Genomic DNA, 24,468 nt, shown 5'->3' with positions numbered 1-24,468 from the left:
TTGGTTCGCGTATGCGAGCGCCGGCTTTTCATTCAAGCCTTCCGCCCATATCGGCATGGGTGGATCGAAATCAAAGTCCATTGCCATGGCCTTGCAAGTCATGGCGCATGTTCGCAATTTGTTCTAGATAAGATCGTCGTGTCCTGCAATCGCATTCGCGCGGGATGGACGATCGACCGTATGAGTTGGGGATCGAATGGTAGCGTGGTAGCCGCGATCGACCTCAGGCTCTAAGGATAGAATAAACGTGCATCGTATTGGAGAAGAAGAATGGCGGGCAGCGTCAACAAGGTCATCCTCGTCGGGAATCTGGGCGCAGACCCGGAAATTCGGCGGCTGAACTCCGGCGATGCCGTTGCGAACCTTCGCATCGCGACCTCAGAAACATGGCGAGACAAGGCCAGTGGCGAGCGCAAGGAGCGGACCGAGTGGCATAGCGTCGTCATCTTCAACGATGGGCTGGTGAAGGTCGCCGAGCAGTATCTGAAGAAGGGTGCTAAGGTCTATATCGAGGGTCAGTTGCAGACCCGCGCCTGGGACGATCAACAGTCCGGGCAGAAGCGCTATACGACGGAAATCGTGCTGCAGCGATTCCGCGGTGAATTGCAGATGCTCGACGGACGTGGCGAGGGCGGCGGTGGCGGCTCCTTCGAGGGCGGCGGCGGTGGCGGATATGAGCGCGGCGGCTCCGGCGGTGGATATGATCGTGGGTCGGGCGGCCGGTCCGGCGGCGGCGGCGGTCGAGGCGGCAGTTCCGGCGGTTCAAGCGGTGGCTTTGGGGGGGGCGGCGGGCGTCCGTCCAACGATATGGACGACGAAATCCCGTTCTGATTCCCTTCGGACTTCACCCATTTCCTGTCGAAGCTTAACCGCTTCGACAGGACGGACTTCAACCAATGAGACCGCTTCCTCGAACGAGCGAAGCGATTCCATCGGCAACGAACTGAACGGCTAGCGCCGCCAGAAGAACGCCTAGAAGCCGCGTAACGACGGCGCGCCCAGTCTGACCCATGAAGCGATCGAGACGATTGGCGACGGACAAGGTGGCGTAAGTTGCCGCTATGACCGTCGCGATCACCAGAAGAAGGCTGATCTGGCCGGTCGGCCCCGGCAGAGCGCCGGATAGAAGAATGACGGCGGAGATTGCACCAGGCCCCGCCATCAAAGGGATGGCAAGGGGGACGGCCGCGATCTCGAAGACTTCATGCTCGGTCATAGCCGCTTCGGCGTCCTTTTCCTTTCGTGTCTTGCGCTTCTCGAAAACGAGTTCGAACGCGATCCAGAACAGGAAGAGCCCGCCCGCGACGCGAAAAGCGCCGAGCGAAACGCCCAGGGTTTGAAGGACGGTCACGCCGGCAAAGGCGAAGATCGCTAGAATGGCGAAAGCGATCAGGCAGGCGCGCAGCGCCAACCGCCGACGGTCGGCCATCGAAAGGCCCGGCGTCAACCCAAGAAAGAGCGGCGCCAGACCCAGAGGGTCGATGATGACGAACAGGGTCGCGAAGCCGTTCAGAAGCGTTTCGAGCATGGTGTCTCCCTGCGATGTAGGACACCCTCGTAAGAGCAGACGGCTACGGGAGGCAACCCGACCTCTCCCGATCCTGCGATCTGCGGGACATTCGATGGCTTCGCAATGCGGCGAGGCCAGAAGGATCGGATGCGTTCAGCGGCGCTTCGACCGGCCTATTCCGGGCGGTTTTCAAGTGAAGTCGGAGAGCTTTGTCTGGCGCTCCAGCTAAGTACCTGTTCTATCACAGAAAAATCAGAATGGCGAATTTGCCAATTCGGGCGGCCTCGCGCTATAAGTCTCCTAGATAGAGTTTGGGATAGTGTCCTTGTCCGATAGCATGCAAGAGCAGCCGCCAGAGCGGCCGAACGGCATCGAGCCTGTTTCCATCGTCGAGGAAATGCAGCGATCTTATCTCGATTACGCCATGAGCGTGATCGTGAGCCGCGCGCTCCCGGACGTTCGAGATGGGTTGAAACCTGTCCACCGCCGCGTTCTCTTTGCGATGCACGAGATGGGGCTTGTTCACAACAAGTCCTATCGCAAGTCGGCCGGCGTCGTCGGCGAGGTGATGGGTAAGTTCCACCCGCATGGCGATGCGTCGATCTACGACGCATTGGTGCGGATGGCGCAGGACTTTTCCTTGCGCGCGCCCTTGATCGACGGGCAGGGCAATTTTGGCTCGATCGACGGCGATCCGCCCGCGGCGATGCGCTATACGGAATGCCGCCTGGAGCGCGTTTCGGACGCGATACTGGAAGATATCGACAAGGAAACCGTCGATTTCCAAGAGAACTACGATGGCCGCGAGATGGAGCCGGTCGTGCTTCCGGCTCGTGTTCCCAATCTTCTGCTGAACGGTTCGGGCGGCATCGCCGTCGGCATGGCCACCAACATTCCGCCGCACAACCTGGGCGAGCTGATTGACGGCTGCGTGGCGCTGATCGAGAACCCGGCGCTTCAACTCCACGAGTTGATGGAATTCATTCCCGGTCCCGATTTCCCGACCGGGGCGCTCGTGATCGGGCGGGCAGGCATTCTTTCGGCCTACTCGACCGGTCGCGGTTCGATCCTGATGCGCGGCAAGGTGCATGTGGAGCCGATGCGCGGCGACCGCGAGTCCATCGTCATCACCGAGATCCCGTATCAGGTGAACAAGGCGACGATGATCGAGAAGATGGCCGATCTGGTTCGCGACAAGCGAATCGAGGGCGTTTCGGATATCCGTGACGAAAGCGACCGAGAGGGCTATCGGGTCGTTGTGGAACTGAAGCGGGACGCGTCCTCGGATGTCGTTCTCAATCAGCTCTATCGCTTCACGCCGCTGCAGACGACGTTCGGCGCCAATATGGTGGCCCTGAATGGTGGAAAGCCGGAGCAGCTCAACCTTCTGGATATGCTCTCGGCCTTCGTCGCGTTCCGCGAAGAGGTCATCCAGCGACGCACGAAATACCTCCTGCGCAAGGCGCGCGAGCGCGCGCATGTCTTGGTCGGCTTGGCGATTGCGGTCGCCAATATCGATGAAATCATCAAGCTGATTCGCCATGCACCCGACCCGGCGACGGCGCGTGAACAGTTGATGACCCGCGAGTGGGAGGCGAAGGACGTCGCGCCGCTCATTCGCCTGATCGATGATCCGCGCCACCGTATCAGCGACGCCGGCACCTATCGCCTGTCGGAAACGCAGGCCCGGGCCATTCTCGATCTTCGCCTGCAGCGCTTGACCGCGCTCGGCCGGGACGAGATCGCGGACGAGCTGAATCAGATCGGCAGCGAAATCCGTGAATATCTCGAAATTCTGTCGTCCCGTGTTCGAGTGCGCGAGATCATCAAGGAAGAACTCGCGGCGGTACGCGCCGAGTTCGCGACGCCTCGGCGCACCGAATTGTTGGAGGGGGCGGGCGATTTCGAGGATGAGGACCTGATTCCGCGCGAGGATATGGTCGTCACCGTGAGTCATGGTGGCTACATCAAGCGTGTTCCGCTTGTGACGTATCGCGCGCAAAGGCGGGGCGGAAAAGGACGCTCGGGTATGGCGCTGAAGGGTGACGAAGACTCGGTGACCCGAATCTTCGTAGCCAACACGCACACGCCGGTTCTGTTTTTCTCCTCACGCGGCATCGTCTACAAAGAGAAGGTATGGCGGCTGCCGCTGGCTACGCCGCAGTCCCGCGGCAAGGCTCTCGTCAACATGCTTCCGCTCGAGAAGGGCGAACGCATCACGTCGATTCTGCCCCTGCCCAATGACGAGCACACGGCGGCGGAACTGAACGTCATGTTCGCGACGACGAAGGGAACAGTTCGGCGAAACAAGCTCGCCGACTTCCTCCAAGTCAACCGCAACGGCAAGATCGCGATGAAGCTGGAAGAGGCGGAGGATGAAATCCTCGCTGTCGCGACCTGCTCCGAGAGTGATGACGTACTTCTGACGGCCGCCAGCGGTCAGTGTATTCGCTTTTCGGTGCCGGAAGTGCGTGTCTTCGCGGGTCGAAACTCGATCGGCGTGCGGGGCATGAATCTGGCGGAAGGGGATCGTCTGATCTCTATGGCCATTCTGCGCCATGTCGATGCGACGGCTGCGGAACGAGCAGCTTATCTGCGGATGCGCCGCGCCGTGGAAGGCGAGGTCGTGGCCAGCGACGGCGTAGTGGACGAGGAGGCAGTCGAAGAGGTATCCCTGTCGTCCGAAAGGTACGCTTTCCTCAGTGCATCCGAGGAATTCGTGTTGACGCTCAGCGAATTCGGCTTCGGCAAGCGCTCGTCATCCTATGAGTTCAGAACGAGCGGTCGTGGAGGCAAAGGAATTCGCGCGACGGACGTTTCGCGCCTCAGCGACATCGGCCATCTCGTCGCGGCCTTCCCGGTCGAAACAGGAGATCAGATCTTGCTGATTTCGGATCGCGGTCAAATGATCCGTGTTCCCGTCGAGGGGATTCGTGTGGCTGGTCGCGCCACCAAAGGCGTGACCATCTTCAATACAGCTGAGAACGAGCGTGTTGTCTCGGTTGAGCGTATTCCGGATCAAGGCGGGGACGAGGACATGACCTCACCCGAAGTCGAGGAAGGCGCGGCCGATACCACCGATCCAGAGGAAGGCGGCGCATAAGCGCCGTTTTCTTTCCTACCGCGAGATCAACGCAGAATGCGACGCGACCGCGCGGCCACTTTTACCCGCGACTTGTCGGCCTCGTTATGAACAGCCACTGCGGTTGCGGTGACCAGGGAAGCAATCATCGCGAAAGAGAGTGCGAGAACCAGCATCTTCAAATCTCCGAATTCACTGCAAGAACGTAAGGATTTGTTTATTCGTTCCCAAGGGGTGGTGAGCTTTTATGTCTCACCGTTCCCCTTCAAGAGCGGTGCTGTCCTCATCCTGTGGTCGCAATGGTTGGGGAAGTGCGAAACGAGATTGCCGATCGGGAATTCGCCGCAGGGAGTTTGATGAAATGGTTAGCGGAGGGCGAATGCGCCGGGTTGCTTTGTTCGCGGGATCGTTCGATCCGTTGACAAACGGTCATCTGGATGTGCTGACACAGGCGTCACGCCTGTTCGATCGGATCGTCGTCTCGATCGGAATTCATCCGGGAAAGGCGCCTTTGTTTTCGGCCGACGAGCGGGCGGCGCTGGTTCGCCGAGCCTTAGAAGCCGAGCGTCTGGATGCAGAGATCGTCGTCAGCTTTTTTCAGGGTCTGACGGTGGACGAGGCGCATCGCCATGGTGCCACCGCGCTCCTTCGGGGCATTCGCGATGGCGGTGACTTCGACTACGAGATGCAACTTGCCGGAATGAACGCCCGACTTGCGCCGGATGTCGGCACCATCTTCCTGCCCGCATCGATCGAAACGCGGCCCATAACGGCCACATTGGTTCGTCAGATCGCAAGTCTTGGAGGCGATGTTTCGGCTTTCGTTCCGCCTGTCGTCGCCGAGGCTTTACGTGAGAAATTCGTTCGGCACTGATGCCGACATGGAGTTTGGTATGAAGTTGTTTGCCTCGATCGGTCTGGCCGCGATGATGTTGGCCTCGTCGGCCCTGCCCAGTCTCGCGCAGGGCGCCGAGACGATGGTCATCACCACGGACAAGGGTGAAATCGACATCAAGCTCCGCCCCGATCTGGCTCCCAAGCATGTGGAGCAGATCAAGACCCTCGCCAACCAGGGCTTCTACAATGGCGTGGTCTTCCACCGTGTGATCGACGGCTTCATGGCCCAGACCGGCGACCCGACCGGCACTGGCATGGGCGGCTCCAAGCTTCCGGACTTGAAGGCGGAGTTCTCGAAGGAGCCCTTCAAGCGCGGTACGGTCGGGATGGCGCGGGCTCAGAACCCCAATAGCGCCAACTCGCAATTCTTCATCATGCTGGGCGACGGCGACTTCCTGAACGGCCAATACACCGTTGTGGGCGAGGTGACGAAGGGCATGGACGTCGTCGATAAGATCAAGAAGGGCGACGAGGCTCGCAACGGCCAGGTCTCGAACCCCGACAAGATGGAAACCGTGAAGGTCGTCGCGGCGCAGTGATCGTTCCGTCCCCTTGCCAGCGCGCAGGGGATCGGCCAAGGAAGCGTATTGAAATGGCCTGGCAGGTCCAGGCCATTCTTCGTTTGACCAGGAGGAAGGCATGACCTTCGAAAACCCGGAAGACACCCTCGTCCTCGAAACAACGAAAGGCCGCGTCGTGATCAAGCTTCGGCCTGATCTGGCGCCAGGGCACGTCGCACGCGTGAAGGAACTCGCGCGCGAGAAGTTCTACGATGGCGTGGTCTTCCACCGCGTGATCGACGGATTCATGGCTCAGACAGGCGATCCCACGGGCACCGGCACGGGCGGCTCGTCGAAGCCGGACCTCAAGGCGGAATTTTCGGCTGAGCCGCACAAGCGCGGAACGGTTTCCGCTGCGCGCACGGCCAACCCGAACTCAGCCAACTCGCAGTTCTTCATCTGCTTCGAGCGCGCGCCTTGGCTGGATCGTCAGTATTCGGTCTGGGGTGAAGTGATCGAGGGCATGGACACGGTCGATCAGATCAAGCGTGGCGAGCCGGTTCGTGATCCCGATTCGATCACGACCATGCGCGTTGCGGCCGACCTGTAAGGTTCGGTTCGAATGCGGGTCGATCTATTCGATTTCGACCTCCCGGAAGAGCGGATCGCCCTGCGACCCGCTCTTCCGCGCGAATCGGCGCGCCTCCTTCGTGTTCCCGAAGACGGTCCGCTGAGCGATAAGCGGGTCGGTGATCTGCCCGGTCTGCTCCGGGCCGGCGACGTTCTGGTGTTCAACGACACCAGGGTCATTCCCGCCCGCCTCAACGGCCTTCGTCGCCGGGACGGACTGCCCGAGGGACAGGGTATCGCCGAGATCGAGGCCACCCTTCATCTGCGTCTCGATGGCGGTCGCTGGAAGGCATTCGTGCGTCCCGCAAAGCGCGTGGCCGTGGGTGATGTCATCCGCTTTCAGGGTGTTGGGCAGGTGATCCTGTTAGCGAAGGTCGAAGAACGAGGCGAGGGCGGCGAAGTTACCCTTGCGTTCGATCGATCGGGCCCAGATCTCGATGCGGCCATCGCCGAGGTCGGTCACCTTCCGCTGCCGCCCTATATTGCATCCAAGCGGGGCGAGGACGAGCAGGACCGTACGGACTATCAAACGATCTATGCTCGCCATGACGGAGCGGTGGCTGCGCCGACAGCCGGCTTGCATTTCACGCCTCAACTTATGGAAGCGCTACGGGCGGCAGGCGTTGAGTTCGAGTATGTGACGCTTCATGTCGGGGCAGGGACGTTTCTCCCGGTGAAAGCCGATGATACGTCGGCGCATCGGATGCACCATGAATTCGGTTCGATCGACATCGCTACCGCCGAACGGCTGGCCTGTGCCAAAGCGGAAGGTCGACGGGTTGTGGCTGTCGGTACGACTTCCCTTCGCGTTCTGGAAAGCGCGGCCCAAGGCGGTGTCATCGCGCCCTTCCACGCGACGACAGATATCTTCATTACGCCAGGCTATGCGTTTCGCGCCGTTGATGCGCTTCTGACGAATTTCCACCTTCCGCGATCGACGCTTTTCATGCTCGTGTCTGCTTTCAGTGGGTTGGATCGCATGCGCGATGCCTATCGCCACGCGATCGAGACGGGCTACCGCTTCTATTCCTATGGGGACGCCTGCCTTCTGGAGCGTTCCGAGGCCACCTCATGACCGTCACTGAATTTGGTTTTCGTCTTCTCGCCACGGACGGTAAGGCGCGTCGTGGCGAGATCACCATGCCGCGCGGCACGATTCGTACCCCGGCCTTTATGCCCGTCGGCACCGCTGCGACCGTGAAGGCGATGTATCTCGATCAGGTCCGGGAGCTCGGCTCGGACATTATCCTCGGCAATACCTATCATCTCATGCTGAGACCGGGTGCGGAGCGCGTGGCTCGGCTGGGTGGCCTGCATGAATTCGCGCGCTGGCCCTATCCGATCCTGACCGATTCCGGCGGCTTTCAGATCATGTCGCTGGCTAGCCTTCGAAAGATGAGCGAGCAGGGCGTGACCTTCCGCTCGCATGTGGACGGTTCGGTCCACGAGCTTAGCCCCGAGCGGTCGATCGAGATCCAGGGGCTTCTCGACGCCGACATTCAGATGCAGCTTGACGAGTGCATCCGTCTACCCGCCGATCGCAACGAGATCGAGCGCGCGATGGAGCTGTCGCTGCGCTGGGCGGAGCGCTCGGCCGTTGCGTTCGGCACCCAACCCGGCAAGGCCATGTTCGGCATCGTGCAGGGCGGTGACCAGCCCGACCTTCGAATCCGCTCGGCCGAACGGCTCACGGCCATGAACCTTAAAGGCTATGCGGTTGGTGGGCTGGCGGTCGGCGAGCCGCAGTCGGTGATGTTGGAGACGCTGGACGAGACGCTTCCTTCCTTGCCTGTGGAGAAGCCTCGTTATCTCATGGGCGTCGGCACGCCGGACGATATTCTCCAATCGGTCGCTCGCGGCATCGACATGTTCGACTGCGTCATGCCGACGCGGGCCGGGCGTCATGGTCTGGCTTTCACGAAGGACGGGCGTGTCAATCTCAAGAACGCGCGTCATGCCGAAGACCCAAAGCCGTTGGACGAAACGTCGGATTGCCCGGCGACGCGAGATCATTCTCGCGCTTATCTGCACCACCTCGTGCGAGCTGACGAAGCTCTGGCGGGTATGCTCCTGACTTGGAACAATCTAGCTTATTATCAGCGCCTTATGGCCGAGATGCGTGAGGCGATCGAACTGGGCCGCTTCCAGGATTTCGCCGCGGAAACCACGGCGAGATGGGCTCGCGGCGAAGCCGCCCGAAAAGCGGCCTGACCTCTCAGCGATCGAAAATCCGGTTTTGCGTCAGCTCCGCGCTTCACGAAGAGTGGGGATAAGTGGCCCATGCCTGGGGAAAGACGCTACGATTCGCGCCTGGGTATTTTCGACAACTTGATCCTGCTCTTAAATTCTTCGTAAGTTTTTAGCGCGAGGGAATGAAGGACGACACTGGATGCGGCGCGGCGCATCCTTTCGGGGGACACGATATCTGATGGTCAAAGCCGAAGCCACGTCACGCGGCCGACAGGTCTTGTTCGTCTCGACGCTTTGCATTCTCGGCCTGGGCCTGTCCGGCTGCCAGTCGACGTCCTCTTCGACGCATTCCACGCAGGAGGAACTGGCGCCCGAGGACGACGCGCCGATCTTCAGTTCGAGCGTCTTCGGCGTGAAAGCCAGCCCGCGCGTGACCCGGTCGAAAAACGTTCGCAAGGGCGGCGGACGCGACCAGACGGGCAAGCCCTACATGGTGAAGGGCAAGTGGTATTACCCGAAGGAAGAGCCTGGCTATTCGAAGTCGGGAACAGCATCGTGGTATGGCGCCAACTTCCATGGCCGTCTGACGGCCAATGGCGAAGTCTACGACATGTATCATCTGTCGGCGGCTCATCCGACCTTCCCGTTGCCGTCCTATGCCCGCGTCACCAATCGTAAAACCGGGGCGTCCGTCATGGTCCGCGTCAACGATCGCGGTCCTTATGTCCATGATCGCGTAATGGACGTTTCGTCCCGTGCCGCTCAACTGCTCGGCTTCCAGCATGATGGCGTTGCCGATGTGAAGGTCGAATATGTCGGGCGCGCGCCGCTCGAGGGTGACGATACGCCCTATCTCATGGCCTCCTACCATCCCGGAACCGTCAAGCCAGAGGACGCAGGTCTTTCGTCGGGCGTGATGGTGGCGTCGAAAACCGAAAGCTCGATCTGGCCGTCCTTCCTGACCGCGGCTTTTAGCCCTCAGAAAACCGAAGCGCCCGTTGTCGCGTCGACACGCAGCTTGGCGCGACCTGCCGTTCGCGTCACGCCCAAGGCTGGCGCGCGTGTTTTGACCCCTAAGCCGTCTTCGATCGAGGATCTGATCGATACCTACGATTCGAGCACGCCGCCGAGTGTTACACTGCCCAAGATCGCCTTGTCCTACGCCGCCGGCGCCGCCACGGGCTCACGGGCATTGGACGCGATTTCGCATATGACGTCGAAGGTCTCGGCTGCTAACCGTATCGAAATCGGCCGCGTCGATGATATTTCGCAGCTCTTGACGCTCGAGAATGCGGCAGCAGGATATGGCGAGATTGTCGAACAGAAAAGCGCCGAAGGATCGTCCTTCACGATGGTCATGGCCGAAGGGCAAAATGTCGAGATCGGTCTTCGCCGCCTGTGGAGCGCCGGCTTCGAGGATGCCTTCGCTCTGCGAGACGAGTGACATTAGTCGATCGGATCGTTTCGACCGGGTATTGGTTCGGTGCATGAGCCAACTCGTGACCTTTCGCAGGCGGGTTTCGGCATTGAGGCTTTCTCACTCATGCCTGCCGACGCGCTGGATGGGCATATCCCTCGCATTGAGCCTCTTCGGCGCGCCAGCCCAGGCGCAAACCCAGGACGCGCCGTTCTTCACGGATACGGTGGCACGTGGCGCGCTGATCATGGATGTGGAAACGGGCGGTATTCTTCTGGAGAAGAACGCCGACGAGCCGTTTGCGCCCGCGTCCCTCGCCAAGCTCATGACGGCCGACGTCGCTTTGTCAGCCCTCGCAAGCGGTCGGATCAATCTCACTGACGCTTATCCTGTCAGCGATCATGCCTGGCGGACCGGAGGTGCACCGTCACGCACGGCCACCATGTTCGCCGCCGTCCGATCAAGTGTGCCGATCGACGCGCTTGTTAAAGGTCTTGTTATTCAAAGCGCGAATGATGCCGCGATCATCCTAGCAGAGGGAATGGACGGCTCGGAGGCGGCCTTCGCTCAGCATATGAATCGTCGGGCCGCCGAATTGGGGCTTTCGAACTCATATTTCGTCAATGCGACAGGTCTGCCGCAGGAGGGTCAAAAGACAACCGCCCGCGACATGGCGCTTTTGGCTCGAAACATTCAGATCAGCTATCCAGAGCCTTACAAGCTCTATGCGCAACCCGAATTCGAATGGAACCGCATCCTTCAGCGCAACCGAAATCCGCTTCTACGCCTCAATATGGGTGCGACCGGTCTGGCGACTGGGTTTGCCGAAGATGAGGGATATTCCATCGTCGCGGCGACGGAGAAGGACGGTCGCAAAACGATCGTCGTCTTGTCGGGTTTAGAAAGTGATGCGGCCCGCACCAAAGAGGCAGCACGTCTTTTCGAATGGACGGCGACGAATTTCGAGCGTCGGTCTCTATTTTCCGCCGGCCAGGTGCTGGGTCAGGCCCAGGTCTTCGGCGGAGCGACTGGGTATGTGAACGCCGTTCTGGAGAGCGGCGTCGATCTCTACGTGCCGAGAAAGCGCACCGATCTCGTGACGGCTCGAATCGTCTACGATGCCCCCCTCATAGCGCCACTTGCGAAAGGAACCAGAATCGGCAGCCTGAAGATTTCCATTCAAGGGCGGCAGGTTCTGGAGCGGGACGTGTTTGTGGGGGACGGTGTTGCAGAGGGCGCCTTCAGCGCGCGGGCTGCCAGCGCCGTGAAGGAATTGGCGTTCGGTTGGGTCCGCAGACTATGATCGATGCCTCCAACGCGATCGGCCGGCAACCAGGTTTCTTCGTGACATTCGAGGGCGGCGAAGGAAGCGGCAAGACGACCCAGATTTCCCGCTTGGTGGCCCATCTTCGATCACAAGGCGAGTCCGTTTGCCAGACACGCGAACCGGGCGGAACGCCGGCCGCCGATGTCTTGCGGGATATCATTCTGTCGGGGAGAGTGAAGGAACTCGGTGTGGAGACAGAAGCTCTCCTCTTCGCAGCGGCGCGTCGGGACCATATCGAAGGCGTCATCCTGCCCGCTCTGTCTCGCCATGAGGTGGTACTGTGCGATCGATTTCATGACTCCACGCGCGTTTACCAGGGCAGTAAGGCGGGACTGGAGCCATCGACACTCAGCGTGATCGAGGCTGCGACGCTGGACGGCGTTCTTCCCGACTTGACGGTGATTCTCGACATCCCCGCTGTGAAAGGCTTGGAACGCGCTGCCTTGCGGCGTGGGCAGGAGAAGGCGGACCGGTTCGAGAGCGAGGGAATCGAACTCCACGAGCAAAGGCGCGCCGCGTTTCTCGCGATCGCCGCTCGCGAACCCCATCGCTGCATGGTGGTCGATGCGGCGCGCGATATGAACTCGATCGAATCGGAAATCCGAGCCATCGTCCTGGAGCGCCTAGCTTGCAAGCGGCGCGACTCGACCACAGGCGGGCGAGCCTGATGTCGTTTGCTCCGGTTCCCGGCCATGACGACATTGCCGATGTGCCGACGCCCGCCGAGCGTATGACGCTTCTAGGCCGGCAATCCGAGTGGAAGGAACTGGAAGCCGCCTTGGCATCCGGCCGCATGCATCACGCCTGGCTGTTTCAAGGGCCGGAGGGGGTGGGAAAAGCGACCACGGCTCTCGCCTTCGCCCGCCGCCTGTTGGGCGGGCCGGAGGTCCTATTGGGTCGGTTCGAAGGTGAACCCGAGTTTCTCGCAGACCACCCGATCGTGCGGCAAATCGGGCAGGGTAGCCATCCCAATTTCCTCCATATTCGCCGGCCCTCGAACGACAAAGGCGACGGCTTTCGCACCCAGATCACGGTGGATGAAATCCGTAGGCTCAACCATTTTTTTCGCAGCACGGCGGCCGATAGCTGGCGGATCGCTTTGGTCGACCCGGCGGACGACATGAACCGAAATGCCGCCAACGCGCTGCTTAAGATTTTGGAAGAACCACCGGAGCGGTCGATCTTTCTGATCGTCAATCACGTGCCGGGGCGACTTCTGCCGACCATTCGTTCGCGAGCCAGAACCCTTCGCTTCTCGCCTTTGTCGGAAGATGCGGTTCTGCGAGGCCTCTCCGAGATTCTAACAGGCGAAGATGCCTCGTCGCTGGCAACCGCCGCACGGCTTTCCGGTGGCAGTCTTCGAACCGCCTATCATCAAGTCGTATCGGGCGGCCTCGAGATCGCGGGCGAGATCGATCGGCTATACGGCGCGGCTCGCCCCGATTGGCGCCATGTTCAGTCGCTTGCCGAAGCGCTGACGCAGAAGGGGCGCGAAGAAGCGTGGGCTCTCGTGCGGAACGGCTTGTTCGACCGCGTTGCGGCTGAGGCCCGACAGGCTCAGGAATCCGGCGACAGCGGACGGGCCACGGCTCTGGCTGCCTTCTGGCAGAGCGAGTCCGCACGCTGGCTGGAGGCGGCAGCCTTCAATTTGGATCGCAAGCAAATTTTGATCACGTTCGCTTCGAGATTGGCAGAGGTTCGCGCGCCGAACCGCTGAGGACGCATCACCGTTTTGTTGAGAGGTGGGGCGGGATGGGTTATTGCCCGTTGAGTTTGACCGATTCCAGCAGGCAAGACGATCGATATGGCTGAGACCTTTTATCTGACCACCGCGATCTCTTACCCGAACGGACGTCCACATATCGGACATGCTTACGAGCTGATTGCAACGGACACGATCGCAAGGTTCAAGCGGCTCGACGGCTACGACGTTCTGTTTCTGACGGGGACGGACGAGCACGGTATCAAGATGCTCCAGACGGCCCGCAATCTCGGGATCGAGCCGATCGAACTGGCCACCCGCAATTCGGGCGAGTTCCGGGAGATGGGCCGCCGTGTCGGCAGCTCCAATGACGACTTCATTCGCACGACCGAAGCGCGTCACCGCAAGGCCAGTCAAGCGATCTGGAACCGTATGGTCGAGGCGGGGGACATCTACAAGAGTTCCTATGCGGGTTGGTATTCCGTCCGCGACGAAGCCTATTACGCCGAAGATGAAACGCGCCTGACCGAGAGCGGCACGCGCATCGGACCTCAGGGGACGCCGGTCGAATGGGTGGAGGAAGAAAGCTACTTCTTCCGCTTGTCCGCTTTCGGAGATCGTCTGCTGGCGCATTACGACGCGCATCCAGATTTCATTGCTCCTGTGGAGCGGCGCAACGAGATCGTCTCTTTCGTGAAGTCAGGCCTGCGCGATCTCTCGATTTCGCGGACGACGTTTGATTGGGGCATTCCCGTGCCGGGCGACGAGCGGCATGTGATGTATGTGTGGGTCGATGCGCTCACCAACTATCTCACAGCGACCGGCTATCCGGACAAGGGAGAGCGGAGCCGCTTCTGGCCGGCCGACCTCCATGTGATCGGCAAGGATATCGTCCGCTTCCATGCGGTTTACTGGCCGGCCTTCCTGATGTCCGCAGGGATCGAACTGCCGAAGCGGATCTTCGTCCACGGGTTCCTGTTCAATCGCGGGGAGAAAATGTCGAAGTCCGTCGGAAACGTCATCGATCCGATCGCTCTGGTCGATGTCTATGGCCTCGACCCGTTCCGCTACTTCCTGCTGCGCGAGGTTCCATTCGGCCAAGACGGCAATTATTCGCACGAGGCGATCGTCGGGCGGATGAACTCCGAACTTGCCAACGATCTCGGAAATCTCGCTCAACGCTCGCTGTCTATGATTGCCAAGAATTGCGAGGGTAGGTTGCCCGAACCTGGCTCGTTCACGGAAGCCGATCACGCCATCCTCAATCAAAGCGGTCAACTGCTTCAGCAATGTCGCGCGGCGGTGGATCGGCAGGAACTGCATACGATGCTGGCGACGATCGTCGCGACTGTTTCGGAAACCAACCGCTATTTCGCCGCGCAAGAGCCGTGGGTCCTGCGCAAGACCGATCCTGCCCGCATGGGAACCGTTCTTTATGTGACGGCCGAAGTGGTGCGTCGCGTCGCCATTCTTCTGCAGCCCGTGATGCCGGACTCCTGTTCCAAGCTTCTCGACCTTCTCGCGGTCGACGCGCAGGAGCGCGGTTTCGAAGTGCTGGATCACGGGACGACCTTGCAAGCTGGGCTGGCCTTGCCGGCCCCCGTCGGCGTTTTCCCTCGGTTCGTCGAGGCGGAAGCGGGCATGGCCTGATGTCGCTCCCCTTTCTGGTCGATAGTCACTGCCATCTGGATTTCCCCGAGTTCGAGCCCGAGCGTGATGACATCGTTGCGCGAGCTGGCGCGCAAGGGGTTGGGCTGATGGTGACGATCTCGACCTACATCTCCAAGCTTCCAGCAATTCTCGCCATTGCCGAGCGCTATCCCAATGTGTTCGCATCCGTCGGCACACACCCGCTCAATGCGGGAAGCGAGCCTGATGTGCCGACGCAGGACATCATTCGTCTCAGCCACCATCCGAAGATCGTGGCCATAGGCGAGGCGGGTCTCGACTATTTCTACGATCGCGCGCCTCCTGAAGTTCAGAAGCGGGTTTTCATCCGACATATCGAAGCCGCACGCGAAACGGGTTTGCCGCTCGTGATCCACGCGCGAGACGCCGATGCCGATATGGAAGCGATCCTTTCGCAGCAGAGCGCGATCGGAGCGTTTCCCTTCGTCCTCCATTGCTTTTCGTCCACGCGTCGTCTGGCGGAAGTCGGCGTGGACCTCGGAGGATATGTCTCGTTTTCGGGTATCCTGACTTTCAACAAGTCGGACGAAATCCGAGCCATTGCGGCCGATGTTCCGTTGGATCGTCTTTTGGTTGAGACGGATGCGCCATATCTCGCGCCCCCGCCGCACCGCGGTCAGCGCAATGAGCCGGCTTATGTCGCTCACACCGCCCGCAAACTGGCTGATGTGAAAGGCGTATCGGTGGACGACATGGCGAAGCAGACGACGGATAACTTCTTTCGCTTGTTCAGCCGCGCGCCGGACCTCCGGTCCTAGGAGGCCTCATGTCGGACCTCCTGCGCCTCACCATCCTGGGATGCGGCAGTTCGCCGGGGACACCGCGCATCACCGGGGATTGGGGGGCGTGCGATCCGAGCGAGCCGAGGAACCGGCGGACCCGTTGCGCAGCCATGATCGAGCGGATCGCTCCCAATGGGCGCACGGTCGTGGTGATCGATTGCGGCCCGGATTTTCGCGAGCAGATGCTCCGAGAAAAGGTCCAACGCCTCGACGCGGTGCTCATCACGCATCCTCACGCCGACCATTTTCATGGCATTGATGATATACGAGGTTTTTTCCTCGATACGGGTCGCCCGATCGATCTTTACGCTGACAAGGCCACATTCGTCCGACTGAACGAGGCCTTCGGCTATTGCTTCCGGACCCCGGACGGGAGCGCTTATCCGCCCATCGTCCAGCATCGAACCATCACCGCACTGGAAGCTTTCTCGGTGGACGGTCCCGGCGGCTCGATCGAATTTCTGCCGTTCGACCAAGAGCATGGTTCGATCACGTCGCTCGGGTTTCGGATCGGTCCGATATCTTATTGCAGCGATGTCAGCCATTTCTCCACGAGCGCCTGCCTTGCGATTGAGGGCTCGACGCTGCTGGTGATCGACGCGTTGCAATACAAGCGGCACCCCAGCCATCTATCGCTCGATCAGGCCCTGGAGTGGGTTCGGCGCCTTGAAGTCGATACGGCGCTGCTGACCCATATGCATACGCCGCTCGATTATCAGACGCTTGTGCGCGACTTGCCGTCGCATGTGAAGCCGGCTTACGACGGGATGCGGCTCGAATTCGCCTTGGATTGATGGGCCCTGGCATCCCATCCGTCCACGCAGCGAGCATGGTGGAAGTGGTTCCATAATCCATATTATGAGAACATACTCATGGGCTATCAGTCCGGCCGGTGCATGGTCTGCCCTTGACCTGCGATGTGCTGGAGTTCACCACCCGATCCGAATGTGCCAAGGAGTTGGGGAATGCAGCCGTCACGCGACACGACGCGTCTCGTTGAGATCATGAAGGCTCTGAGGCATCCGGAAACCGGATGCCCCTGGGACATTGAGCAGAGCTTCGACTCGATCATTCCTTATACGATCGAAGAGACCTACGAAGTGGTCGATGCGATCGAGCGGCGCGATCCCGACGATCTGAAGGAAGAACTGGGCGACCTCCTGCTTCAGGTCATCTACTACAGCCAATTGGCTGATGAGGCTGGTCTCTTTTCCTACGAGGACGTGGTGGATGGGATCACCCGCAAGATGATCCGCCGGCATCCTCACGTCTTCGGCGATGCCTCGGCGCGCAACGCGCGCTCGGCCAAAGGGCAATGGGAGCGGATCAAGGCCGAGGAGAAGCAGGAACGCGCCGAGGCTCGCATGCGCCGTCGCGACATCAGGGCCGACACAGAAGGCACATCACAGGATTGGTCGGGAACCGATGAAATCGGCGCCGGGCTCTTATCGAGCATCCCCGGCGCACTGCCATCACTGACCTTGGCGAGAAAGATCCAGGAAAAAGTGGCCACCGTCGGGTTCGACTGGACCACGCCGGAGCCAATCATCGCGAAGCTCCGCGAGGAGACGGCTGAGTTTGAAGCGGCGGCCAATCTTGATGAGAAGCGCGACGAACTAGGCGATCTTCTGTTCACGCTCGTCAATCTGGGCCGACGCTATGACATCGACCCCGACGCAGCTCTGCGTGGTACGGTGTCGAAGTTCCGGTCGAGATTTCGAGCCATGGAACGGGCTGCGGCGAGCCGTAGGATGAGCCTCAGCGACATGTCGCTTGATGAACTAGAGGCGCATTGGGTGGCCGCGAAGGCTGAAGCACACTCTTCGTAGCTATGCCGTAAGTGGAAGATTCGTCGGGATCGACCTTCCAAAACTCGATCCCGACGCTGAAAAAACGCAATAGCTTCAGTCGATCCGAATGTTGGGATAGCGCGATCCCAGCCGATGAAGGTCGGAACGGGCTTGCCGCGTCAGGTCCAGAACGAGATGAACGCCGCCGTCCTCCAAATCCTCACGCTCGCGAACGATGGAGTTTTCGTAGACCCAGGGCAGCACATTCATGCTGTCCGAGGGAACGTCGAGTTCCAGCACCTCAGCCTTGCCGGCGATACGACGCTCGATCTCCGCCAGAAGCTGTTCAACGCCCTCGCCCGACAGCGCCGACACCATATGGATCGACGGGCCTTGTGAATGCGACGTTGCTGTCTGCGTCAGGTGAACGCGACCCGACTCGTCGAGCCGATCGATCTTGTTCCAGACCTCGATCACGTGATCGGGGTCGTCCGTATCGACATCGAGATCCTTCAGGATCTTCTTGACGTCGCCTGACTGAGCCAGACTATCGGGGTCGGACATATCGCGGATATGAAGAATGATGTCCGCTTCGATCACCTCTTCCAAGGTCGCTCGAAAGGCTGCCACGAGATGCGTCGGCAGGTCGGAAATGAAACCCACCGTGTCGGACATGATGACTTCCGTTCCATGCGGAAGCGAGATGCGACGAAGCGTTGGGTCCAATGTGGCGAAGAGCAAGTCCTTGGCCAGAACGTCCGCACCCGTGACCTTATTGAACAAGGTCGATTTGCCCGCATTCGTGTAGCCCACGAGGGCGATCACCGGATGCGGTGTCTTCTTGCGCTTGGCACGGTGCAGGGTCCGCGTTTTACGAACCTGCTCCAATTCCTTCTCGAGCTTCTTGATCTTGTCCTGAAGCTGCCGACGATCGGCCTCGATCTGGGTTTCGCCCGGACCACCAAGAAAGCCTGCGCCGCCGCGCTGACGCTCCAAGTGCGTCCAGCTTCGAACGAGCCGCCCACGCTGGTAGTTCAGATGGGCGAGTTCGACCTGAAGCCGCCCTTCCTTCGTGCGCGCGCGCCGGCCGAAAATTTCAAGGATTAGGCCCGTGCGGTCAAGAACCTTGGCATTTAGTTCCTTCTCGAGATTGCGCTGCTGAACCGGGGTCAACGGATGATCGACGATCACCAGACCGATCTCTTCGGCAGCGACGAGCCCCTTCAACTCCTCGACCTTGCCTGAACCGATCAAGGTCGCCGGCTGAGCCTTCGCGACGGGAATGATCCCGCGCGCGACGATCTCCAGATCGATGGCTGCCGCCAAACCTTCCGCTTCGATCAGACGATCCTCGTCCGACCGGCGGATGATGTCGGCGCCTTCCTCAGGCCTGCCCCGCTCCTTGAGCACGGGTACGAACACCCCTGCCCTGGTTGCCACCTGCTTGTGTTCGATCGGCGCCTTGGCGCCCGCCGCTTTGTCGAATTCAGTCAATCAGATCTTCCCGCCGTCTTCGTTGCCATCGTTCATGTTCACTGGCTGCGATGGCATGATCGTAGATATGGCGTGCTTATAGACAAGTTGCGAGTGCCCATCCCGCCGGAGAAGGACGCAGAAATTATCGAAGGAGGTCACGACACCCGTGAGCTTGACGCCATTCACGAGGAAGATGGTGAGAGAAATCTTTTGTTTGCGAACCGTATTGAGGAAAAGGTCCTGCAAGTTCGGGAGACGTTCTGCCATGAGGTTGATCGCTCTTCTTGGCTTGTCCGATGCTTTGGCGCACCGGAACGTGCTTGTTATCGTTTGACGAACGCGATTGCTGCTACGCGGTCAGTCACTGTCGACCATTCACCTGATTCGTTTCAAGCACATGACAGGACTCCGCGTCGGGAAAGCAGCTGTGAAACGAGATAGCCCACTAAAAAAACTCGAGGCTGACTCGGAAAAACTGCTCCACCTGTCGAACGGCGGTGGATTTGACGAAGATGACGACATGGTCCTTCGCCTGAATTCTCGTTTGGGCGTTCGGTCTGATGAAAATCCCGTTGCGCGACACCGCGCCGATACGCAGTCCATCGGGAAGTTGCAGTTCGTAAAGCGGTCGCCCGACCAGAGGTGAGGTATCGAGCGCTTCTACTTCGATCACCTCCGCCACGCCATTCTGAACGGAATGAACGGCACGAATACGCCCGCGACGCACATGCTGGAGGACGCGGGAGATGGTGACCGATTTCGGGTCGATGACGGCATCCACGCCGAAGCTGCGGGACAATTCGTGATAGGTGCGTCCGTTCAGAAGAACGAGATTGGACTTGGCGCCAAGGCGCTTGGCGAGCGCACTCGACAAGATATTCACCTGATCGTCGTTGGTGAGGGCCACCATCAGGTCCGCATCGGAAATGTCGGCTTCCTGCAGGATGGCCGGATCGAGAGCGCTTCCGTGGAGGACCGTGACGCGTTTGAGTTCGTCGGCCAGTCGATGCGCTCGCGTGGCGTCGGCTTCGATCACCCGCAGCCGTTTGGACGTCTTCTGGCGTTCCATGGCGCGCGTGAGCGCAAGCCCGACATTGCCCCCCCCCGCGATGACGATACGGCCGGCCTCCGGCTCTTCGTGCCCGAACAGCACGAGGGTTCTTGCCACATTCGCCTGTTCGACGACGACATAAGCGAGATCATTGGCATAGAGCTGATCGGCCGAGTTCGGAATGAAGAGATCGCCGTCGCGAAAGATGCCGACCACGGTGGCTCCGAGATCGGGAAAGAGCGCCGAAAGCTGGCCGAGCGGCATGTTGAGGATTGGGCACTCCTCCCGGCACTCGATCGCGAGGAGCGCGACCGTGCCGCTGGCGAAGCGCACGGAATCGAGCGCGCCGGGAAGGGCGATGCGGCGCATCACCATCTCGGCGACTTCGATCTCCGGTGAGATGACGACGTCGATCGGCAGCTGGTCGGTCGCAAACAGCGTCTGCCAATGCGGCTGGAGGTAGGACTGGGATCGGATACGGGCGATCTTGAGCGGCACGTTGAAGATCGAATGCGCCACCTGACAGGCGATCATGTTCACTTCGTCATGCAGCGTCACGGCGATCAGCATATCGGCTTCCGCCGCCCCGGCTTCGGCCAAGACGTCCGGGTAAGCGCCGTGCCCGACAATGCCGCGCGCGTCGATCCGCTCACGCAAAGCATTCACCAGAGTGGGCGACGTGTCGATGACCGACACGTCGTTCTGCTCGGCGGCCAAGCGCTCGGCTATGCCGTATCCGACCTGCCCTGCCCCGCAAATAACGATCCGCACGGTGTGGATGACCCTTGGTTCAGATCCCGAGGGACTTCAGCTTGCGATGGAGAGCCGAGCGTTCCATGCCCACGAACTCCGCCGTGCGTGAGATATTGCCCCCGAAGCGATTGATCTGAGCGACGAGATATTCCTTCTCGAAGACTTCGCGGGCGTCGCGCAGAGGAAGCGCGAGGATGCGTCCATCCGACTGACTGGGCGTTCGCGGCAGCATGTCGCTGACCTCGCGCGGCAGCATATCGGCGGAGATATGATCCGAGTCGTCCTGGCGCGACAGGATCATCAGCCGTTCGATATTGTTGCGCAGCTGGCGGATATTGCCGGGCCAGTCGCTCGACTGGAGCACGGCCAGCGCTTCGGGGCTCAGAGCTTTCGGCTTGATGCCGGTCTGCTCACCGATCTGCTTCATAAAGGCTTCGATCAGCATCGGAATGTCGGCGCGCCGCTCCGCCAGCGGCGGTACCATGATCGGCACGACGGCGAGACGATGAAACAGGTCTTCGCGGAACGAACCTTCGGCGATCAACGACTCGAGGTTCTGGGCGGTCGATGAGATAATGCGCACATCGACCTTCACCTTCTTGGTGCCGCCGACGCGCTCGAATGTCTGGTCGGTCAGAACCCGCAGAATCTTGTTCTGCGTCTCGCGCGGCATATCGCCGATCTCGTCCAGGTACAGAACGCCGTTATGCGCCTCCTCCAGCGCCCCGATCTTGCGCTCGACACCCGGCGGTGTGTCGGTGCCGAACAGCTCGATTTCCATCCGCTCCGGCGTGATCGCCGCCGCGTTCAGAACCACGAAGGGGCCCTTGGCCCGGCTGCTGGCAGCGTGAATGGCGCGCGCCACCATCTCCTTGCCGGAACCCGAAGACCCCAGAATCATGACGCGACTGTTGGTCGGGGCGACTCGGTCGATGGTCTGCCGCAACTGGTTCATGGGTTGCGACTTGCCGATCAGTTCCGCCGAGTCGGACGAGCGACGCCGCAATTCCAGAATTTCCCGCTTCAGCTTCGACGTTTCGAGCGCCCGTTCGGCCACGAGAACCAGACGGTCTGCTTTGAACGGCTTTTCGATATAGTCGTAGGCGCCCCGACGAATAGCGGACACGGCGGTTTCAATATTGCCATGGCCCGAAATCATGACGACCGGAATCTCGGGATGCTGCGCTTTGATCGCATCCAGCATGTCGAGCCCGTCGAGCCGGCTGCCCTGAAGCCAGATATCGAGGAAGATGAGACGCGGAGCACGGTCGGCGATGGCTTGGAGCGCCATGTCGGAATTGCTAGCCGTGCGCGTCTCGTGCCCTTCGTCTTCCAGAATACCGGCGACGAGTTCGCGGATATCGGCTTCGTCATCAACGACCAGGATGTCCGATGCCATCAGTGTTCACCATTCGTCTGATTGGATGGGAGGCCAGATCGCGTGTCCTGGCCATTGTTTGGTGTATGGGAGGAAGCCGGAAGGCGGATGCGAACCAAGGCGCCCTGCCGGTCGCCCGGTAAGTCATCCAGTTCGATCGTACCGCCGTGCTCCTCGATGATCTTTCGAACGATCGCGAGGCCGAGGCCGGTGCCCTTTTCTCGCGTCGTCATATAGGGCTCCAAAAGCCGTTCTCGATTCTCTTTCGGGAAACCTTTCCCGTTGTCCTCGATCTCGATCACATGCATCTCGCCGCCCGGCGTTGCGCGAATTTCGATCCGGCCTCGATGGTTCTCCAGAGTCTCCATGGCTTCGACCGCATTCTTCACAAGATTGCCGAAGGCCTGCGAGAGAAGGCGTACGTCGAAGGAACCTAGGAGCGGCTGATCGCCAAAACGGTTCTCGAAGACGATCCCGTGCTCACCCATTTCACGCATGAAGACGGCTTCGCGCAACGCCTCGCGCAGATCCTTGTCCTCCAGCTTGGGCTTGGGCATCCGAGCGAAGGTCGAGAATTCATCCACCATGCGCCCGATATCGGACACCTGACGGATGATCGTGTCGATGCAACGATCGAACACTTCGCGATCGCCTTCGATCGTCTTTCCGTAGCGCCGTCGAATGCGCTCGGCCGAAAGCTGGATCGGCGTCAGCGGGTTCTTGATCTCGTGCGCGATCCGGCGCGCCACATCGGCCCAAGCCGAGGAGCGCTGAGCATCCACGAGATCGGTGATGTCATCCAGGGTCACGACGCTTCGCTGACTTCCCTCTCCGCTTTCCTCGGACGTGACGCGGATGGTCAGGACACGCTCGCGATCCTTGGCGCGGAGCGTCACCTGCTCTTGATGCTCGCGATGGCGCGAATGCTTGGCCGCTTCGTAGACCGCATGGATCATCGGAAAGCGAGCCGCCAAAGACGTCCCGACCGCCTCGGCCGAAGACGTAGCGAGGATGCGCTCGGCGGACGGGTTCAACATGCTGATCGATCCGTCCGCGTCCACGCCCAGGACGCCAGCCGTGACGCCGGACAGAACGGCTTCCGTGAACCGGCGGCGCTCGTCGATCACATCCTTGGCGCTGAGCAATTCGCTCCGCTGGCTTCGAAGTTGGCGGATCATATTGTTGAACGTGTTCGACAGCGAGCCGACATCGCCGTCCGAGGTTCGAACCGGCACCGAAACCTCGAGATTGCCTTCGCTGACCTCGTCCGCCGCGCCGATCAACAATCGGATCGGGCGCACGAGGCGATCCGCGACGCCGATGCCGGTCCAAATGGCCGATAACAAGACGATCAGCGTGATGCCGAGATACAGCAGCGCGAAGGCGATCTGCAGGTTGAAGCGATTTTTCTCCAGGCCGGAATATTCGGCGGTGCGCTCTTCCATGAGACGCAGAGCGGCGATCACGTCCGGGTCCACCACGCGAACCGTATAAAGGAAGACGTCCCCGAAGCCGCGCAGCCGCGTCACCGCGCCAACGAGGTTCGTGACGCCAGGAGGAATGAAAACGAGGCTGCCTTGCGCCGCCTGTTCCAGCGCGTCGGTCGGTGGCACCGGCAGCGGCCGCTCGACGGGAATGTCGGCTCTCAGGAACGGCGTGCCGTCGGCATGGAGAAGCTGCGCGCCGAGAAGCGAGCGCCCTCGTGCCTGCTCGGTCATGAGATCGGCAAATCCCCTGCGATCGAGATCGAAGAGTTGTCGCTGAGCGCCGAGATCATAGGCCATCGAGAGCGTCGAGCCCTGCAGATTGCGGGCGTTCTCGTTGACATAGGCTCGCGCCACGCTGGTGGAGGACTCCACGATGGTGCGGGTTCGAATCTCGAACCAGCGGTCGAGACCGAGATCCAACGTAATGCCCGCGACGATCGCAACGAGTAGCGCAGGGATCGCCGCGACGATCGAAAACAGGATGACGATGCGCACATGGAGGCGCGAGGCGGCTTTGCCGGTGCGCCGGGCCCGCGTCATGCGCAGAACCTCCCGCCCGATCAACCCGCACAGAAGCAGCACGAAGAGGCCGTTCACGAGCGAGGCGATGCGGACCACCGTGTCCGTCGGCGCGATCGATGTCAGCCCCATCAGGACAACGAACGAGATCGCGCCGGTGATCAGCGCGCCGGCTACGGCGAGGATGCCGGGGATCAGCATGAAGCGCCGACGCTCGCCCAGCGCCGGCAACTCCACATCATTGGGGATCGGATATGCCGCCATCATGCCACCACCTTAAACGGAAGT

22 protein-coding genes are annotated in these 24,468 nt (G+C 60.6%); 15 read left to right on the top strand and 7 right to left on the bottom strand.

The genetic code is table 11. From position 1 onward, the window contains the following. Positions 1–270: 270 nt before the first annotated feature. The gene (ssb, locus tag AUL28_RS13240) at positions 271–831 is read left to right on the top strand and encodes a single-stranded DNA-binding protein (protein ID WP_062220292.1); all 561 of its coding nucleotides are present in this window, start codon (positions 271–273) and stop codon (positions 829–831) included. A gap of 58 nt (positions 832–889) precedes the next feature. Here the strand turns inward: ssb and AUL28_RS13235 are convergent, their stop codons facing one another. Next, positions 890–1,528: a MarC family protein gene (locus AUL28_RS13235; RefSeq protein WP_062220290.1), complete on the bottom strand. Its 639-nt coding sequence runs from the start codon at positions 1,526–1,528 to the stop codon at positions 890–892. Between the two features lie 319 nt (positions 1,529–1,847). On the opposite strand from AUL28_RS13235, the gene gyrA reads away from it, so the two are divergent. After that, positions 1,848–4,613 carry a DNA gyrase subunit A gene (gyrA, locus tag AUL28_RS13230; protein WP_062233373.1) on the top strand — a complete coding sequence of 922 codons (2,766 nt, stop codon included), beginning with the start codon at positions 1,848–1,850 and terminating at the stop codon, positions 4,611–4,613. 26 nt (positions 4,614–4,639) lie between these two features. On the opposite strand, the gene AUL28_RS23540 is transcribed toward gyrA, so the two are convergent. Next, the gene (locus tag AUL28_RS23540) at positions 4,640–4,768 is read right to left on the bottom strand and encodes a hypothetical protein (protein WP_275477498.1); all 129 of its coding nucleotides are present in this window, start codon (positions 4,766–4,768) and stop codon (positions 4,640–4,642) included. A 203-nt stretch (positions 4,769–4,971) separates the two neighbouring features. Here AUL28_RS23540 and coaD point away from each other — a divergent pair, with 203 nt between their 5' ends. From coaD to mazG, 13 genes are all read left to right on the top strand, one after another. Beyond that, positions 4,972–5,466 (top strand): pantetheine-phosphate adenylyltransferase, encoded by a 495-nt coding sequence (gene coaD / locus AUL28_RS13225; protein ID WP_058635962.1) that lies wholly within the window; start codon positions 4,972–4,974, stop codon positions 5,464–5,466. A 19-nt stretch (positions 5,467–5,485) separates the two neighbouring features. Continuing rightward, positions 5,486–6,028: a peptidylprolyl isomerase gene (locus tag AUL28_RS13220; RefSeq protein WP_058598333.1), complete on the top strand. Its 543-nt coding sequence runs from the start codon at positions 5,486–5,488 to the stop codon at positions 6,026–6,028. A gap of 100 nt (positions 6,029–6,128) precedes the next feature. Next, positions 6,129–6,599 carry a peptidylprolyl isomerase gene (locus AUL28_RS13215; protein WP_062233372.1) on the top strand — a complete coding sequence of 157 codons (471 nt, stop codon included), beginning with the start codon at positions 6,129–6,131 and terminating at the stop codon, positions 6,597–6,599. A 12-nt stretch (positions 6,600–6,611) separates the two neighbouring features. After that, complete coding sequence (queA, locus tag AUL28_RS13210; RefSeq protein WP_062233370.1) at positions 6,612–7,694, top strand: tRNA preQ1(34) S-adenosylmethionine ribosyltransferase-isomerase QueA; 1,083 nt, start codon at positions 6,612–6,614, stop codon at positions 7,692–7,694. Further along, complete coding sequence (gene tgt, locus AUL28_RS13205) at positions 7,691–8,830, top strand: tRNA guanosine(34) transglycosylase Tgt (protein ID WP_062233368.1); 1,140 nt, start codon at positions 7,691–7,693, stop codon at positions 8,828–8,830. Before queA ends, tgt begins: the two co-directional genes overlap by 4 nt. 217 nt (positions 8,831–9,047) lie before the next feature. Then, entirely contained in the window at positions 9,048–10,253 is a 1,206-nt protein-coding gene (locus tag AUL28_RS23535) for a septal ring lytic transglycosylase RlpA family protein (RefSeq protein WP_062233365.1), read from the top strand. A 43-nt stretch (positions 10,254–10,296) separates the two neighbouring features. Then, complete coding sequence (locus AUL28_RS13195; protein ID WP_244493517.1) at positions 10,297–11,529, top strand: D-alanyl-D-alanine carboxypeptidase family protein; 1,233 nt, start codon at positions 10,297–10,299, stop codon at positions 11,527–11,529. Continuing rightward, complete coding sequence (gene tmk / locus AUL28_RS13190; protein ID WP_062233360.1) at positions 11,526–12,221, top strand: dTMP kinase; 696 nt, start codon at positions 11,526–11,528, stop codon at positions 12,219–12,221. Before AUL28_RS13195 ends, tmk begins: the two co-directional genes overlap by 4 nt. After that, positions 12,221–13,270: a DNA polymerase III subunit delta' gene (locus tag AUL28_RS13185; RefSeq protein ID WP_062233357.1), complete on the top strand. Its 1,050-nt coding sequence runs from the start codon at positions 12,221–12,223 to the stop codon at positions 13,268–13,270. The genes tmk and AUL28_RS13185 overlap by 1 nt, the downstream gene beginning before the upstream one ends. Before the next feature lie 87 nt (positions 13,271–13,357). Then, on the top strand, positions 13,358–14,905 hold the full coding sequence (gene metG / locus AUL28_RS13180; RefSeq protein ID WP_062233354.1) for a methionine--tRNA ligase: 1,548 nt from the start codon (positions 13,358–13,360) through the stop codon (positions 14,903–14,905). After that, positions 14,905–15,702 (top strand): TatD family hydrolase, encoded by a 798-nt coding sequence (locus tag AUL28_RS13175; protein WP_062233351.1) that lies wholly within the window; start codon positions 14,905–14,907, stop codon positions 15,700–15,702. Before metG ends, AUL28_RS13175 begins: the two co-directional genes overlap by 1 nt. 8 nt (positions 15,703–15,710) lie before the next feature. Further along, complete coding sequence (locus tag AUL28_RS13170; protein ID WP_062233348.1) at positions 15,711–16,520, top strand: MBL fold metallo-hydrolase; 810 nt, start codon at positions 15,711–15,713, stop codon at positions 16,518–16,520. A gap of 171 nt (positions 16,521–16,691) precedes the next feature. After that, complete coding sequence (mazG, locus tag AUL28_RS13165) at positions 16,692–17,555, top strand: nucleoside triphosphate pyrophosphohydrolase (protein ID WP_062233345.1); 864 nt, start codon at positions 16,692–16,694, stop codon at positions 17,553–17,555. A gap of 75 nt (positions 17,556–17,630) precedes the next feature. Here mazG and hflX read toward each other — a convergent pair whose 3' ends face one another. The 5 genes from hflX to AUL28_RS13140 form a co-directional block, all read right to left on the bottom strand. Next, on the bottom strand, positions 17,631–18,956 hold the full coding sequence (gene hflX, locus AUL28_RS13160) for a GTPase HflX (protein ID WP_192843460.1): 1,326 nt from the start codon (positions 18,954–18,956) through the stop codon (positions 17,631–17,633). Positions 18,957–19,010: 54 nt separating this feature from the next. After that, positions 19,011–19,259, bottom strand: coding sequence for an RNA chaperone Hfq (gene hfq / locus AUL28_RS13155; protein WP_058598344.1), 249 nt, complete (start codon positions 19,257–19,259; stop codon positions 19,011–19,013). 178 nt (positions 19,260–19,437) lie between these two features. Further along, a complete protein-coding gene (gene trkA / locus AUL28_RS13150; protein WP_062233343.1) occupies positions 19,438–20,814 on the bottom strand; it encodes a Trk system potassium transporter TrkA in 1,377 nt (458 codons plus the stop codon). A 19-nt stretch (positions 20,815–20,833) separates the two neighbouring features. Then, the gene (gene ntrX / locus AUL28_RS13145) at positions 20,834–22,195 is read right to left on the bottom strand and encodes a nitrogen assimilation response regulator NtrX (protein WP_058598346.1); all 1,362 of its coding nucleotides are present in this window, start codon (positions 22,193–22,195) and stop codon (positions 20,834–20,836) included. After that, a complete protein-coding gene (locus AUL28_RS13140) occupies positions 22,195–24,447 on the bottom strand; it encodes a sensor histidine kinase NtrY-like (protein ID WP_062233340.1) in 2,253 nt (750 codons plus the stop codon). Before AUL28_RS13140 ends, ntrX begins: the two co-directional genes overlap by 1 nt. Between the last annotated feature and the right edge of the window lie 21 nt (positions 24,448–24,468).

The organism is Aureimonas sp. N4 (genome assembly GCF_001463925.1).
GTDB lineage: Bacteria > Pseudomonadota > Alphaproteobacteria > Rhizobiales > Rhizobiaceae > Aureimonas > Aureimonas ureilytica_A.
Note: the sequence above shows the minus strand (reverse complement) of the source record. Positions and strands in the feature narration are given on the sequence as shown.

What these genes read in the sequence shown, in the direction of transcription:
- ssb (WP_062220292.1), top strand. Translation starts at nt 271, where the DNA reads ATGGCGGGCAGCGTCAACAAGGTCATCCTCGTCGGGAATCTGGGCGCA.
- AUL28_RS13235 (WP_062220290.1), bottom strand. Translation starts at nt 1,528, where the DNA reads ATGCTCGAAACGCTTCTGAACGGCTTCGCGACCCTGTTCGTCATCATC.
- gyrA (WP_062233373.1), top strand. Translation starts at nt 1,848, where the DNA reads ATGCAAGAGCAGCCGCCAGAGCGGCCGAACGGCATCGAGCCTGTTTCC.
- AUL28_RS23540 (WP_275477498.1), bottom strand. Translation starts at nt 4,768, where the DNA reads ATGCTGGTTCTCGCACTCTCTTTCGCGATGATTGCTTCCCTGGTCACC.
- coaD (WP_058635962.1), top strand. Translation starts at nt 4,972, where the DNA reads ATGCGCCGGGTTGCTTTGTTCGCGGGATCGTTCGATCCGTTGACAAAC.
- AUL28_RS13220 (WP_058598333.1), top strand. Translation starts at nt 5,486, where the DNA reads ATGAAGTTGTTTGCCTCGATCGGTCTGGCCGCGATGATGTTGGCCTCG.
- AUL28_RS13215 (WP_062233372.1), top strand. Translation starts at nt 6,129, where the DNA reads ATGACCTTCGAAAACCCGGAAGACACCCTCGTCCTCGAAACAACGAAA.
- queA (WP_062233370.1), top strand. Translation starts at nt 6,612, where the DNA reads ATGCGGGTCGATCTATTCGATTTCGACCTCCCGGAAGAGCGGATCGCC.
- tgt (WP_062233368.1), top strand. Translation starts at nt 7,691, where the DNA reads ATGACCGTCACTGAATTTGGTTTTCGTCTTCTCGCCACGGACGGTAAG.
- AUL28_RS23535 (WP_062233365.1), top strand. Translation starts at nt 9,048, where the DNA reads ATGGTCAAAGCCGAAGCCACGTCACGCGGCCGACAGGTCTTGTTCGTC.
- AUL28_RS13195 (WP_244493517.1), top strand. Translation starts at nt 10,297, where the DNA reads ATGAGCCAACTCGTGACCTTTCGCAGGCGGGTTTCGGCATTGAGGCTT.
- tmk (WP_062233360.1), top strand. Translation starts at nt 11,526, where the DNA reads ATGATCGATGCCTCCAACGCGATCGGCCGGCAACCAGGTTTCTTCGTG.
- AUL28_RS13185 (WP_062233357.1), top strand. Translation starts at nt 12,221, where the DNA reads ATGTCGTTTGCTCCGGTTCCCGGCCATGACGACATTGCCGATGTGCCG.
- metG (WP_062233354.1), top strand. Translation starts at nt 13,358, where the DNA reads ATGGCTGAGACCTTTTATCTGACCACCGCGATCTCTTACCCGAACGGA.
- AUL28_RS13175 (WP_062233351.1), top strand. Translation starts at nt 14,905, where the DNA reads ATGTCGCTCCCCTTTCTGGTCGATAGTCACTGCCATCTGGATTTCCCC.
- AUL28_RS13170 (WP_062233348.1), top strand. Translation starts at nt 15,711, where the DNA reads ATGTCGGACCTCCTGCGCCTCACCATCCTGGGATGCGGCAGTTCGCCG.
- mazG (WP_062233345.1), top strand. Translation starts at nt 16,692, where the DNA reads ATGCAGCCGTCACGCGACACGACGCGTCTCGTTGAGATCATGAAGGCT.
- hfq (WP_058598344.1), bottom strand. Translation starts at nt 19,259, where the DNA reads ATGGCAGAACGTCTCCCGAACTTGCAGGACCTTTTCCTCAATACGGTT.
- ntrX (WP_058598346.1), bottom strand. Translation starts at nt 22,195, where the DNA reads ATGGCATCGGACATCCTGGTCGTTGATGACGAAGCCGATATCCGCGAA.
- AUL28_RS13140 (WP_062233340.1), bottom strand. Translation starts at nt 24,447, where the DNA reads ATGATGGCGGCATATCCGATCCCCAATGATGTGGAGTTGCCGGCGCTG.